The sequence below is a fragment of the Acinetobacter sp. 243_ASPC genome (assembly GCF_001054715.1).
In the GTDB taxonomy this organism is placed as follows: Bacteria; Pseudomonadota; Gammaproteobacteria; order Pseudomonadales; family Moraxellaceae; genus Acinetobacter; species Acinetobacter soli.
This window is the reverse complement of sequence record NZ_JVOR01000081.1, coordinates 80,883-95,160: the sequence shown is the minus strand read 5'-3', so window position 1 is coordinate 95,160 and position 14,278 is coordinate 80,883. Positions and strand designations below refer to the sequence as shown.

The window sequence follows — 14,278 nt, the reverse complement described above, 5'->3', positions numbered from 1 at the left end:
GTTAAATCTCCTGACGGTGATTTTCTGGATCATAAAATGGCGCTTTCACCACAGTGGCATGCACCATTGCGCCCTTCTCAACACGAATTGGAAATTGCTGTCCAACTTCACTTTGCCCAATTCCGACATACGCCATTCCAATAATTTTATCGAGCGTAGGTGAATATTCACATGAGGTGATATTTCCAGAAATATTCTCACCCTCAAGCACAATATGTCCTTCTAAGGGTTTTTCCTGCGATTTATCGAGTACAAATGACACCAATTTACGCTTTAAAGGTTGTTGCTCAAGGATTGCAATTGAACGCTTGCCCACAAACCAAGGCTTGTTTCTGGCAACGGCCCATCCTAGATCAACCTCCTGAGGATGAGTCATGCCATCGGTATCCTGACTAATGATGATATGACCTTTTTCCAGACGTAACAGACGCTGGCTTTCTACGCCAAATGGCTTGATATCAAATGCCTGACCAGCCTGCATGAGGTGATTCCACATAAACTCGCCATAGCGTGCCGGAAAGTGAATTTCATAGCCTAACTCGCCTACAAAGCCAACTCGCAAGATACGTACAGGAATGCCCTGTATATGTCCTTCCCTTACACCTAAATATGGAAACGCTGTATTTGACAAATCAATATCGTGACACACTTTTTGCATCACGGCACGTGACTGTGGGCCTGCGATATTCACCGCGGCTAACGCGGTGGTCACATTGGTAATGTCTAGATTCAAACGCCACTGTGCATTCCATTTCAGCATTTGTTGATAGATACGATCGACACCACTTGTAGTGGCGGTCACATAAAAGTGATGCTCACTCAAGCGCGCTGCAACACCGTCATCAATCACTACTCCGTGCTCATTCGACATCACGGCATAGCGGGTTTTCCCCACTGGCAACTTTGTAAAGCCAAAGGTATAAAGCCGATTGATGAATTCAGCGCTATCTGGTCCACGAATTTCAAGCCCGCCGAGCGTAGAAACGTCAATCATGCCCACTTGATTGCGTACATGCTTCACTTCATTTTCAATATGTTGTAATCGGTGTGCCGCATCACCATAAAAGGCTGGTCGTTGCCAATTTCCTGCCGGCATCATGGTGGCGCCTGCTTCAAGGTGTTGCGCATGCATCGGAGTTTGGCGATACGGATCAAAACTACGCCCTGCGACATGTGCCAGTTTTTCCACAGTAAATGGAGGTCGGGCTGTGGTCACCCCTGTTTCACTTACACTGCGCTGAGTCGACTTAGCGACCAAACGAGCTGTGGACAGTGCTGAATGACGACCTTGCGATGGCCCCATGCCAACCGTTGAAAAGCGCTTCACCAACTGGATATCGCGGTAACCACTTTTGGTGGCATTGACGATATCTCGAATTTGTAAATCTTCATCAAAATCGACAAACTCTTTGCCTTTAGGATGGGCAAAAATCGGCCAAGGAAAATTGACTGGATTGTTTTTTAATACAGTATTTGAAGGCCATTGAATATTAAGCGGCTGTCCTAAAGCATACTGTGCAGCCAGTGTGCCCGTATATTTTGCATGCTCCACCACCTGCTCAATGGCATGTATACCCTCGACTGAGCCTGTGACATGTAAGCCTTGAGGCAAGCCTGAAAGATGAAACTCGGCTTTTTGATCGTTATAACTCAGCTTTCCACCTGCTTGGCAGAGCAGTTGGTACACGGGCATGTATCCAGAAGACATACACAGTACGTCGCAATCCAGTTTTTTTATCTCTTGAGCGACTTGACCTTCAGATACGATCTTTCGGATATCAACACCATGAACGCGATGCATGGTTTTGTCATGCAACGCTTCAAATACGGTACTGCCCAGATAACAGGCCACATTTTTGGCTTTGACCGCACCATAGGCGGCTTTATTACGTGGAACTTCACGCAAGTCGACCACCGCAACCACGTCTATACCTGCTTCAAGCATGTCCAGTGCTGCCAAATAACCATCATCATGACCAGTTAAAATCACAACTTTTTGGCCAGGTTTAACTGCGTATAATTTAATAAGACGTTGTACTGCGCTGGTCAGAATCACACCTGGCAAATCATTATTTCTAAAGATTACAGGTTGATCAAAGCTACCGCTGGCTACAATGCATTGCTTGGCGCGCACTTTATACATGCGCTTGCCTTGAATCACAGGTAAATAATGGTCGGTAAACCACGCATTACATACTGCCTGCGTCATGACTTGAATGTTGGCATGTGCAGTGACGGCGTTTACCAGTTGCTCACGTAGCTGATCGGCCACCACTCCTTCAACATCAAAGCGTGCATAATTCAGGCTGCCACCCAACAATTTCTCTTGCTCGACTAAAAGTACCTTGGCGCCTTGCTCTGCAGCAGACAATGCCGCCTGCAAACCTGCTGGCCCACCACCGACCACGACTACATCGTGAAACAGATAGGCTTTGTCGTAGTATTCTGGTTCAAAGTTTAAATCCAGAACACCCAAACCTGCTTTTTTACGAATGAATGGTTCCCAGAGTTTCCACACGCCCTTAGGTTTGTAAAATGCACGGTAGTAAAAGCCAACAGGCATAAATTTAGAAAACTTACCTAAAAAGGCATTAGAATCCTTCAATAAAGAGCCTGAAAAGTTTTGTCCAGCGGCACGTAATTGCGGTTGAATGTCTGTAGTATCTGCCAAAACATTCGCTTCTTCTGGAAGCTGAATCAAGGTATTGGCATCTTGTCCAGCCATGGTCAATGGTGCACGTGGACGATGATATTTAAAAGAGCGCGACATAACCCAGCGCTGATTGGCAATTAAGGCGCTGGCAATGCTATCCCCTGCAAAGCCTTGATATTTTTGATGATCAAATTCAAACGCTACGACTTGGGTACGATCGATCATACGACCGTACGGATGCGGAAGCCGTTGTAAAGCAAGATTACTCATGTCAAAGACTCCTTCATAGGTGTAGCAGATGCGCTAGTTTTGACTGCAGAAAATTCAACACGTCGATCAAAGATTTCTTTAGGATCAAAAGTTCTTAAAATTTCATCGGTCACGGTATGTCTTTGTGCAATGAACCAGTAACTGCTCGGGGTATGCATCCACCACTCCAAAACCACGCCTGCAATATTGTCAGTATTGAATACATAATCTGCCCACTCCAGATCACTACACGTATTCTGATCCGGTATTTCTTTAAACTCACCACCGTAGGTAAATTCGCTGATATTTCGTGGCCCATTTAAAGGACAATGCATAATTTTCATTTCATGTTCTCCTTAATGGCTCGCCGCAGTCGCGCCCATTTCGTTGACTTGTTGAAAACGACTAAAACGTGACAGCTCAAATGGCTTGATCAGGTCGGGGGTACGCCCTGTTGCGACCAGCTCTGCCATGGTTTTGCCGCAAATAGGCGTCGATTTGAAACCCCAAGTCCCCCAACCTGCATCCAGATAGTAATTGTCATACGGCGATTTCCCCATGATCGGACTATAGTCTGGGGTCATATCCGTGATTCCCGCCCATTGACGCATGAGCTTGACATTGGCCATAAACGGAAACATTTCAATCGCATGGGCAAGCAGGCTTTCTTTTAAATCTAGGGTGGAGCGCGTGTTGTACAACGGATACGGGTCTGATCCCCCACCAAATACAATTTCTCCCCGACTGGTTTGCTGCACATAACAATGCAGCGCGGAAGAACTTACCAGCGGATTGATAAATGGCTTAAAAGGTTGTGAAACCATGGCCTGTAAAGGATAGGTATGAATCGGCGCGCGGATCTTGAGCTTATTCATTAAGATTGAAGACGCACCCGCAATGGCCTGAACCACACAGCCACATTGCACCATACCGCGATTGGTTTTCACTGCCGTGACCTGATTGCCTTGCACCACAAAATCTTGTACTTCGGTAAGCTGATGAATTTCAACACCGCGTTTCGCAGCTTCTTTGGCATATCCCCACGCGACAGCATCATGACGCGCTGTCGCACCGTCGATATGCCACAACCCAGCCAATACAGGTAAATGTGCGGGATCTAGATTGAGACATGGCACCAGCTCCTTAATTTGCTTTCGATCAATCATTTCAGTGCGCCCCCCAAAATGCTTATTGACTTCTGCACGCTGACGAAATGCTCGAACTGTCGAATCTGTATGCGCCAAGGTTAATTGACCACGCTCGGAGTACATAATGTTGAAATCAAATTCATTTGATAGATTTTTAAACATCCGAACCGACTCGGCATAAAACTTCACACCGTCTGAAGTCAGATAATTGGAACGAATCACTGCCGTATTACGTGCCGTATTACCGCCGCCCAAATATGATTTTTCCAGTACCGCAACATTACTGATGCCGTGATATTTCGATAAATAGTAGGCAATCGCCAAACCATGTCCACCTCCACCAATAATCACAACGTCATAATGAGACTTAAGTTCCTTAGGGGGTGGCAAATCCACTTCCACAGGATACTCATCACTTAATCCATACTTCAGCAGACTCAAAGGCATGGTGTATTTCTCCGCGGCGTGTCATAACGCCTTTTCATCATTTATATTTGTGGATGCTGCAAACGTACTGCCTGCAAGGTGTTTTTCATCAAATACGCAATGGTCATTGGGCCTACACCACCAGGCACAGGGGTAATCGCACTGACCATCGGCAAGGTATCTTCAAAATCGACATCACCCACCAAGCGTGTTTTTTCATGTGTCATAATTCGATTAATGCCCACATCAATCACCACGGCATCGGCTTTTAGATACGATGCATTAACCATATTGGCTTTGCCCACAGCCGCCACTACAATGTCAGCCTGCTGACAGACCTGCTCAATGTTGCGGGTTTTGGAATGAACAACCGTGACCGTACAGCTTTCGCGGAGCAATAATGCTGCCATCGGTTTGCCTACAATGTTGGAGCGCCCAATTACAACCGCATGTAAACCACTTAAATCATCACCTAAGCTATCTTTAAGTAAACGAATACAGCCCGTCGGTGTACATGGTGTTAAAACATCACGTCCTTGACTTAAGCCCCCCACATTTTCACTATGAAAACCATCCACATCTTTTAGAGGGTGAATGCGTTCAAGCACGCGAGTTTCATTGATTTGTTTAGGTAAAGGTAACTGCACTAAAATGCCATGCACACTAGCATCCGCATTTAAACGATCAATCTGGTCAAGTAATTCCTGTTCATTCAGGTCAGCATCAAAGCGAAATTCCAATGAACGAATCCCAACAAATGCTGCTTTTTGAACTTTATTACGTACATACACTTGGCTTGCTGGATCTTCCCCAACCAGTACAACGGCCAGACATGGCTCAACACCCTGAGCCGTATAACGCTCAACTTCTGACTTGACTTCATCAAGTACGCTTTGCGCAATGGCTTTACCATCAATGATTTTGGGACTGTGCTGTTTTACTAAGACAAGACTCATTTGAACACCACCGTACGGTCATCATTCATAAAAACGCGATGCTCGACAAAATATTTTACGGCTTTAGAAAGTGCGACGGTTTCAGTATCGCGTCCAACAGAGACCAAATCATTTGGCATATACGCATGGTCAACACGTTGTACTTCCTGCTCAATAATCGGACCTTCATCTAAATCACTGGTGACAAAATGTGCAGTTGCGCCGATCAGCTTGACGCCTCGTTCAAAGGCTTGATGGTACGGCCGAGCACCCTTAAAACCCGGTAAGAATGAATGATGAATATTAATTGCACGTCCAGATAATTGAGTACATAAGCTATTGGATAAGATCTGCATGTAGCGCGCTAAAATGACCAATTCAGTTTTGGTTTCATCGACAATTTTTAATAGTTCTTGTTCTTGCTGCTGTTTAGTTTCTTTGGTCACTGGCAAATAAATGAAGCGAATCCCTTCACGCTCGGCGATGGCACGCAAGTCCAGATGATTGGAAACAATGGCAGTAATGTGAAAATCCAGCTCACCTTTATGATGGCGATATAACAAATTCAACAAGCAGTGATCAAACTTACTCACCATGATCAACACTTTCATCGGATTTTTCTTTTCGTAAAAATCTGCCTTCATTGCAAATTTCATTGTGACATCTGCAAACTTTTCTTTGAGTAATGCCAAATCTCCTTGCCCTTCGTTAAAACGAAATACAATACGGCTAAAAAAACGTCCTGTAATTTCATCGTCATATTGTGCCATCTCGCTAATGTAGCAATTATTTCCAGCTAAACAATTCGACACAGCAGCCACAATACCCGAGGCAGCAGGACAAGAGATTTTTAGAACATACTGATCGACAAGATCGTTGGCCATGATGTTTCCCCAATTAACAGATTCGAGACACTTAACGATGTAATCAATGCAATCGGCAAACATCGGTAAGTTTACTATCAGGAAATTAAGTTTCCTTTCGGTAATTTATATAAGAAAATAAATCTCTCGTCTAGTGAATTCGAAAATTTTTTTACTGTGGGGAATATTTTTTATATATGATTATCAATTACTTATAAATATACAGACGTGCAAAAACATGGATAATCCCGATTTGGACTATCCACATAAAGCGTGGAATTAGCACAACACTTCGACGGTATGAAATTGTTTGAGTTGCAATAATGAGTCGAACGGATTGTCAGACTGGCATAATTGATTTAACTGATCATGAAATTGATGCACAAATACGTGATTACAATTGATAATCCAGCCTTTCACACATGATGTTTCAGTATTTTCCATATACAGTTCACAGGTCGTTTGACCAATCAAACGTATATTCTTGATTCTGAATCCACTGTCGATTTTCATGTCTTCATCTCCTGCAAAGTTGTCAGTTATTTTTTTAGAGCAAAGAACATGCCATGAATAAATTATTTAAATTTTCAATATTTTAGAGTTTTAAAAGTTTTATTATTCTTAATAAGAATTTTTTATGCATCATTTGAGTACAAAATAATGTAGTTTATGTCATGTTTTGATGCATAACATAACCAGCATCATTTTAAACCTGTCATCATGATCTTTCTCATTTTATTGAATAGTATTTCAAGTGCTGAAACTGCTTTATCTTTCACAAAAATTTATTTAACGTAGAATAATAATTCATCTCATAAATATGCTGCATGAATCATTGCAAGCTTTTGAACCATCGCATAAGGATAAAAAAGGATGTCATTATTATCGCTGCTCAAGATTAAACATCCCATCTTACTTGCACCGATGGCGGGAGTTTCGACCCCCGAACTTGCAGCAGAGGTTTCAAATGCAGGTGGTTTAGGCGCTTTAGGCTTAGGTGCCAGCTCACTGGATGATGCAAAAAAGCAAATCGAACATACACAGACACTGACCGATCAACCTTTTCAACTTAACTTTTTTTGCCATACGCCACAAGCACTTAATGCTGAGCATGCGCGTGCATGGATTGATTTTTTAAGCCCGGAATTTTCTCGTTTTAATGCCACGCCGCCATCCACCTTAAACCGTATCTATCCTAGTTTTTTAGAAAATGACGACTTTTTAGAATTGGTCTTGGCTACTGCGCCCAAAGCAGTGAGCTTTCATTTTGGCCTTCCCCATGCCTATCAAATTCAGGCCTTAAAAGTGGCGGGNCGGGTATTGTCACACTGGTTAGTGCAACCAATCTGGCAGAAGCAAAAGCCATTGAGGCTGCGGGGATCGACATCATCATTGCGCAAGGGATTGAAGCAGGTGGACATCGGGGTATTTTTAATCCCACTATTGATGCAGCCATTAATACAGCCGATCTGGTTCAACTGATTCACCAGCATTGTCAATGTCCAGTTATTGCCGCAGGTGGAATCATGACGGGTCAGCAAGCGAAACACATGATGCGACTGGGCGCGGCTGCGGTACAACTTGGTACGGCATTTGTTCAATGTAAAACTTCAAACGCCAATGCGGCATACCGACAAGCACTTCGACAGCATCCACTCACGCAAATTACTGCCAGTATTTCAGGACGCCCTGCTCGCGGTATTATCAATCGCTGGCATACTGAATGTGATCATCCTCAGCGTCCAAATGTACCGGCTTATCCATATACGTATGATCTGGCCAAACAATTGCATCAACTGGCGGCTACACACGGACATCATGAATACGGTGCATTTTGGGCTGGCAGTCATGTTGCGCAAATCCGTGAGTTAGAAGCCACCGATCTGATCAATCAAATTTTACTAGAAATGTGCAGTTAATTTTTTTAGAGCCTATATCAAAATAGTCTCTATAAGTTTATTTATTTCAATTGCTTATTTTTAATAAAAATCATCTTTCTTTATATTTAGCGTCAGTTTTTTAAGTTTATTTTTTAAGTTTTTGGCTGTTTTTAATAGCCATATTTGAATTGAATTCCTGTATATTCTGTTGCGGTTTAGGGCACGCTCACGTGTCAAACCGTTTAATAAATAATGTATTGGTAGAATTATGGAAAAGCTTTTAACACCAGCAGAATCTTCAGCCGCGTTGTCCATCACGGATGTTGCTTGTTTATTGAAATATCCAGTGCATATTAGTCTTCAGCATATGATTCAATGCACCGAACTGAATCAATTTCTCCAATCAGATCCCGATTTTGAACAAGATTTTCTAAAGTTAGTTGAATCTACGCTTGAAAGAGCCTTTGTTGCGAAAGATGATCAAGCCGCCTACGAAATTCACTCATCACTTTACCAATTGTATAATCTGCAAATCTCAGACCCGCTTTCTTCAGAAGCACTGAATCAGCATCAGCCATTTTTTTATGCACTACGCAACACCATTGAAGAATACTGGTTAAACCATTTAAATCTGGATTCGATTTATCAGCTAGACCATTCAGCTGGTGATATTTCAGACACAATTATGCAGCTATGCGAGAGCAAGAATTTATCGGCTCATCCCTTGTTTGATTTTCTGGCTCATGAGGCTACCGATCGTCAGCTGTATGCTTTTTTCCATAGTGACTATGAGCTGAATATCCGCTTCTTCGATTTGCTCATTTTGACACTTTTAAATTCGCCTGCAACTGCACGGATGGAAATGATCAAAAATCTTTGGGACGAATCTGGTAAAGGCGACCGCAAAGAAACGCACGTCAACATGTTTAATGACTTGATGGAGCATTTCAATCTGGATAATAAAGCGTCATTTCCTGCGCATGATTCTTGGCAAAAAATGGCAGGCTATAACCTATTTATGCTGGCATCCTTAAACAGAAAGCATTATTACCTTTTACTCGGCATTATGGCTGCGACCGAAATTATCGATCCACAGTCTTACCTTAAAGTTCAAGTCGCATGCCAGCGTCATGGCTTAACTGAATGGTTGTATCGTTACTACTCTGAACATTCTGAGATCGACATCGAACATTCTCAAGGCTGGCTCAATTACGTCATCGCGCCGATCTTAAAAGAGCGTGATGTCAGCCGCGATATTTTACTTGGTGTGGTCTATCGCTTGAAAACCTGTCAGGAATACTACGACAGCCTACTCAAGTATGTTAAGTCTGTTGGATAAGGCGTTTTGCTGCGTTCCAAGCATCTAGGGCCGCATGACGATTGCCAATAATCTGGGCCGAAAGTGTAGCGCCATCGAGCAACATCATCATGATCGGTGCTACATTTTTTGCCTGAGTATCATCCATGAGTTCACTTAAAATCTGTTCGATCTTGTGAATTAACTGCTCTTTTTGCTGTGTAGCAACTCTATTGATTTCATTGGTTTTACTGGGGAACTCATTAATTGCTTTAGCAAATAAACAGCCCGTAAAGTTCTTTGCGGTAAACCATTCATTGTGCCAATCAAATACCAGCTCAAGCTTTTGAATGGGTGGAAGTTCATTCGGAATCAACTGACTCAGTGATTCCCGGCAAGCACGGTCACGTTCTTTAAGCACTTCCAAAATGAGATTTTCTTTGGAGAAAAAATACTTATATAACGTATTTTTTGAGATATCGGCATCTCTGATGATCCAATCCACCCCAACTGCATGGTATCCAAACGAGCTAAAGAGATCCGTCGCGACCTGCATGATCCGTGATCGTTTTAAGTTTCTTTGCATCTTTAATCCGTTAACAGAATTCTTAAGGAGCGTTATATCGATTTTTATGAATATTAGCACACTACACTGAAATGAGTGGATCAAATTTATTCAAACTGTTCATTTTTAACTGCTTTTATACAATCTTTTCTCATGATGTATATTTAAGAACCAGTATATCTTTAGACTGATATTTTTATTTAAAGATCAACTATATACCCATTATCATTCGAGTGATTTTTTGGAATTATGATAAAATGGCCACGATTCATGACCATTTTCTCATTAGAAGAAATTAACTAACCTCTAATAAATTAACTTGCTCGGTCTGAACATCACTCATACGTTCTCCCTGAGCCAACAATGCATCAAAATAGGCTTCAACGACCTGCGCTTGTTGTAATGTGCTATCGACTTGATACATATTTTGACGAAACTCATTGCTCGAACGTAAGCCTTTGGTGTACCACGCAATATGTTTACGCGCGATTCGACATCCAGAGTATTCACCGTAAAATGCATATAGCTCAGCAAGATGCCCCAACAATACTTCTTTCACCTCTAAAATAGTCGGTGCATCTAAATGTGTACCCGTAGCTAAATAATGAGAAATTTCTCTAAAAATCCAGGGGCGCCCCTGTGCCGCACGTCCAATCATAATGGCATCTGCACCAGTATAATCGAGAACATATTTGGCTTTTTCTGGGCTATCAATATCCCCATTGGCAATCACGGGAATTTTAAGGCGTGATTTCACTTCCTTAATCAGTTCGTAACGCGCAGTATTTAAATACATGTCTTCACGTGTGCGGCCATGCAACGCCAAGGCCGCAATACCTGATTGTTCGGCTTGATTGGCCACGCGCAAAATATTTTCTTGACCATTTAAAAAACCAAGCCGTGTTTTAAGTGTTACAGGCACATCAACGGCCGCAACTACAGCGTCTAAAATACGCGCCACCAGATCTTCGTCTTGTAAAAGTGCTGAACCGGCAAGCTTGTTACAGACTTTTTTTGCGGGACATCCCATATTGATATCGACAATTTGAGCACCGTTAGCCACCTGATAACGTGCTGCCTCGGCCAGTTGCTCTGGGTCAGAACCCGCAATTTGTGCCGAAATTGGAGCCAGTTCACCGTCAAAGTTTGCACGATAAAGACTTTTTTTCGTCATTCTCAAGGTCTTATCGGCCGTCATCATTTCGCTTACGGCATGACCGGCGCCAAAGTATTTGCACAGTGTACGAAACGGACGATCCGTTACTCCGGCCATAGGGGCAACGATTAAATTATTTGACAGTTGATAAGACCCAATATACATATATATTCATACATTTTACGATCAACATAGTATACTTCATCCGCTTTTTTGACTCATCCTTTTTCAAGGTGTTTTGCTTGCATGAACGATTCAACTCTTTCTGGTGGTTTGCTTAAAACGTTGTCTGTTGCACTTTTAGGGCTAACAATGGCAGGGTGCAGTGATAGTTCATGGTGGTCAAGCAATGATGAACCCGAACTCAAAGCCGAACAGATTAAAAAACTGATTCCATCACGTGTACATGACCGTCAATCGTGGGCCAATGACATTGATGAAATCATGCAAAAACTTAGTATTGCCAAAACCAAAGATAACGTCTGCACCGTCATTGCGGTGGTCGATCAGGAGTCAAATTTTGTGGCAAACCCTGTGGTGGCTGGCTTAGGAGAAAAGTCGGTTCGAGAAGTCAGCACCCGTTTAAACGAGAAATTTGAAGATAAGCTGGGCAAAACCATAGGCGGGCCAGTGGCTGGTTATTTTGAAGATGTTCTCAAAAACCAACCGTCTAAAGAAGACAATTACATGAGTCAAATGCGCAAAGTACGCACAGAACAAGATCTAGATGTGCTGTATCGAGAAATGTTTGACTATATGGCTGGCCATTATCATGTGAGCGCTATTACTGGTGCGGCTAAACTTGTCGGTCAGGATATTGCAGAAAAGATGAATCCGATTACCACACTGGGTTCTATGCAGGTCAATATCGTTTATGCCAAAGAGCACAAGCGTGTGAAACTGCAAAGTGTCAATGATTTACGCGATGATTTATATACTCAATATGGCGGGCTGTATTATGGCATTCATCGCCTAATGCTTTATAAGGCAGATTACAGTAAGCCGCTTTATCGATTTGCAGATTACAACTCTGGTATGTATTCGAGCCGCAATGCGTCTGTTCAGGACATGATCAACAAGCTCAGCGGTGAGCAGCTTACCGAAGATGGAGACATGTTGCTTTACAGCAAGGATGGTTCCGTTTTGGGGACCAAGAGTAGCTCGGAAAAAGCCCTGATCAAACTGTTTACTCAAAACAATATTCTGATTACGCCTAACCAGATTCGTACAGATTTAAAACTTGAAAAAACTCAAAGTTTTGAGCAATCACCGACATATATTGCTATTATTAAATTGTACGAGAAACAAACGGGCAAAGATGCCCCTTACGCCATCATGCCGCAGGTCGTCATTTCTGGGCCAAAGCTCAGTCGTGATTACAATACAAATTGGTATGCCACACGTGTAAACGGAAGATATCAGACATGCATGCAACGCGCGAAACGGATCAAACTGTAAATCTTGCACTTTTTGATTTTGATGGCACTTTATGCACAAGAGACAGTTTTACGCATTTTATTTTTTATGCCTTGTCTAAACGCCATATTGTGCGTCAGGGCATTAAAATTTTGCCTTGGATTCAGGCATATTATTTAAAGCTTTACCCTGCCCCGTCCATGCGGATCAAACTATTCGACAGCATGTTTCGTGATACTCCGTTGCCCCCCATTCAGCAACTCGCAAAAGAATATGCGCAGCAATTGATGAATCATCTTGATCCGAAACTATACGCTCAGCTCAAACAACATCAGTTGCGTGGCGATAAAGTGGTGATCGTCTCGGCTTCAATAGACTTATATCTCAAACCATTGGCTGATCTACTCGATGTTGAACTGATTTGTACTGAAGTCGATATCCGTAATCAAATCATCACTGGCACGTATACCACACCCGACTGTAGTTCTGGGCAAAAAAAGCAGCGTGTTTTAAGGCAGTATAATTTAGACCATTTTGAACTGGTTTATGCTTATGGCAATAGCCATGAAGATTTAGAGATGATGTCGTTAGCCGATGCCAGCTATATGGTTGGCGAAGATCAAACATTACCTCACATTGAGCAACTTAAGAAATTTGCTTAATTGTTATATCTGGCACAACTTCATGCTTATAGATACCAAACGTCAAGGTTATCGCGTGATCACCCTTTAGATTAAATACATCGGCACGCATTTAAAAAAGGCAGTATAAACTGCCTTTTTTATCATTTTAATTATTGTGTTGAGCTACCTAACCATGTCTTGAGAATGGTGTCGTATTCACCTGTTTCTTTCGACAAATGCAACCATTGATCGACATATGCTTTCCAGATGACATCACCCAGTGGAAGTACATACGCTTTTTCACCATATTGCATCGGCTGGGTCGGATTCACCGCACACAACGCAGGATAATGCTTTTTCTGATAAAGTGCTTCAGAGGCTTCTGTGATCATCACATCAGCTTTTTTATCTATCAATTGCTGAAAAATACCCAAATTATCATCTGAAAGAATCAACTGAGTTATTGGCAAAAACTTACGTGCAAATGCCTCATTGGTACCACCTGCAGGTTCAATCACGCGAATATTGGGCTTATTAATGGCCTCAATTGTTTGATATTTTTTAGTATCTGCACAACGTACTAACGGAATTTTGCCATCCACATCTATACGATTCGTAAAAAATACTTTTTGCTGACGCGGTAGAGTTACAGAAATCCCCCCAACTGCGATATCACATTTACCAGCAACCACATCCGGAATAATACTCTTCCAAGTTGATTGCACATATTGTGTCTTCACACCCAAGCTTTTTGCCAAAGACTCAGCCATAGTGATATCAATACCTTCATAATGACCATCACTTTTTAAATGGCTATATGGCTGGTAATCCCCTGTGGTACAAACATTAAGTACGCCAGCATTGATAACCCGATGCAGTATCGAAGCTGAATGCTCTGACATTGAGGAATGTACGGGTGCTGTGGCAAATACACCACCTGAAACCATACTTAATAGTAAATAAAACCATTGTTTTTTTAACAAATTTTTTCGTAATGAGTGAATCACTTTCATACCGTTCCTATAAAAAATTTTTGAAGTTATTCTTAGCAATTTTTACGCCAGCCG

The 14,278-nt window shown here is 42.3% G+C and carries 12 protein-coding genes and 1 pseudogene; 4 read left to right on the top strand and 9 right to left on the bottom strand.

Features of this window, described 5'->3' with window-relative positions; genetic code table 11:
- Position 1: 1 nt before the first annotated feature.
- The 6 genes from ADA42_RS18885 to ADA42_RS09070 all read right to left on the bottom strand — a co-directional run bounded on the left by ADA42_RS18885 (position 2) and on the right by ADA42_RS09070 (position 6,787).
- Complete coding sequence (locus tag ADA42_RS18885; RefSeq protein ID WP_048764787.1) at positions 2–2,923, bottom strand: FAD-dependent oxidoreductase; 2,922 nt, start codon at positions 2,921–2,923, stop codon at positions 2–4.
- Positions 2,920–3,246 (bottom strand): sarcosine oxidase subunit delta, encoded by a 327-nt coding sequence (locus ADA42_RS09090; RefSeq protein WP_048764785.1) that lies wholly within the window; start codon positions 3,244–3,246, stop codon positions 2,920–2,922. Before ADA42_RS09090 ends, ADA42_RS18885 begins: the two co-directional genes overlap by 4 nt.
- Before the next feature lie 12 nt (positions 3,247–3,258).
- The gene (locus ADA42_RS09085; RefSeq protein WP_004939175.1) at positions 3,259–4,497 is read right to left on the bottom strand and encodes an FAD-dependent oxidoreductase; all 1,239 of its coding nucleotides are present in this window, start codon (positions 4,495–4,497) and stop codon (positions 3,259–3,261) included.
- A 41-nt stretch (positions 4,498–4,538) separates the two neighbouring features.
- A complete protein-coding gene (folD, locus tag ADA42_RS09080) occupies positions 4,539–5,432 on the bottom strand; it encodes a bifunctional methylenetetrahydrofolate dehydrogenase/methenyltetrahydrofolate cyclohydrolase FolD (protein ID WP_048764784.1) in 894 nt (297 codons plus the stop codon).
- Entirely contained in the window at positions 5,429–6,295 is an 867-nt protein-coding gene (gene purU, locus ADA42_RS09075) for a formyltetrahydrofolate deformylase (protein ID WP_004939180.1), read from the bottom strand. The genes folD and purU overlap by 4 nt, the downstream gene beginning before the upstream one ends.
- A gap of 258 nt (positions 6,296–6,553) precedes the next feature.
- On the bottom strand, positions 6,554–6,787 hold the full coding sequence (locus tag ADA42_RS09070; protein ID WP_048764781.1) for a hypothetical protein: 234 nt from the start codon (positions 6,785–6,787) through the stop codon (positions 6,554–6,556).
- Positions 6,788–7,147: 360 nt separating this feature from the next.
- Between ADA42_RS09070 and ADA42_RS09065 the strand changes: the two are divergent.
- Positions 7,148–8,193: pseudogene (locus ADA42_RS09065) on the top strand (NAD(P)H-dependent flavin oxidoreductase).
- Positions 8,194–8,422: 229 nt separating this feature from the next.
- Positions 8,423–9,493, top strand: coding sequence for an iron-containing redox enzyme family protein (locus tag ADA42_RS09060; RefSeq protein WP_004948585.1), 1,071 nt, complete (start codon positions 8,423–8,425; stop codon positions 9,491–9,493).
- Here ADA42_RS09060 and ADA42_RS09055 read toward each other — a convergent pair.
- Together ADA42_RS09055 and dusB are read right to left on the bottom strand one after the other, a co-directional pair.
- Entirely contained in the window at positions 9,477–10,037 is a 561-nt protein-coding gene (locus ADA42_RS09055) for a TetR/AcrR family transcriptional regulator (protein ID WP_004948588.1), read from the bottom strand. The genes ADA42_RS09060 and ADA42_RS09055 overlap by 17 nt on opposite strands.
- 274 nt (positions 10,038–10,311) lie before the next feature.
- Positions 10,312–11,337, bottom strand: a complete 1,026-nt coding sequence (dusB, locus tag ADA42_RS09050; protein WP_004939192.1) for a tRNA dihydrouridine synthase DusB — start codon at positions 11,335–11,337, stop codon at positions 10,312–10,314.
- Between the two features lie 81 nt (positions 11,338–11,418).
- Here dusB and ADA42_RS09045 point away from each other — a divergent pair, with 81 nt between their 5' ends.
- The gene (locus tag ADA42_RS09045; protein ID WP_004939195.1) at positions 11,419–12,630 is read left to right on the top strand and encodes a DUF1615 domain-containing protein; all 1,212 of its coding nucleotides are present in this window, start codon (positions 11,419–11,421) and stop codon (positions 12,628–12,630) included.
- Positions 12,597–13,250 (top strand): HAD family hydrolase, encoded by a 654-nt coding sequence (locus tag ADA42_RS09040; protein WP_048764777.1) that lies wholly within the window; start codon positions 12,597–12,599, stop codon positions 13,248–13,250. The genes ADA42_RS09045 and ADA42_RS09040 overlap by 34 nt, the downstream gene beginning before the upstream one ends.
- A 131-nt stretch (positions 13,251–13,381) precedes the next feature.
- Here ADA42_RS09040 and ADA42_RS09035 read toward each other — a convergent pair whose 3' ends face one another.
- Complete coding sequence (locus ADA42_RS09035) at positions 13,382–14,224, bottom strand: transporter substrate-binding domain-containing protein (RefSeq protein WP_228137574.1); 843 nt, start codon at positions 14,222–14,224, stop codon at positions 13,382–13,384.
- Positions 14,225–14,278: the final 54 nt, after the last annotated feature.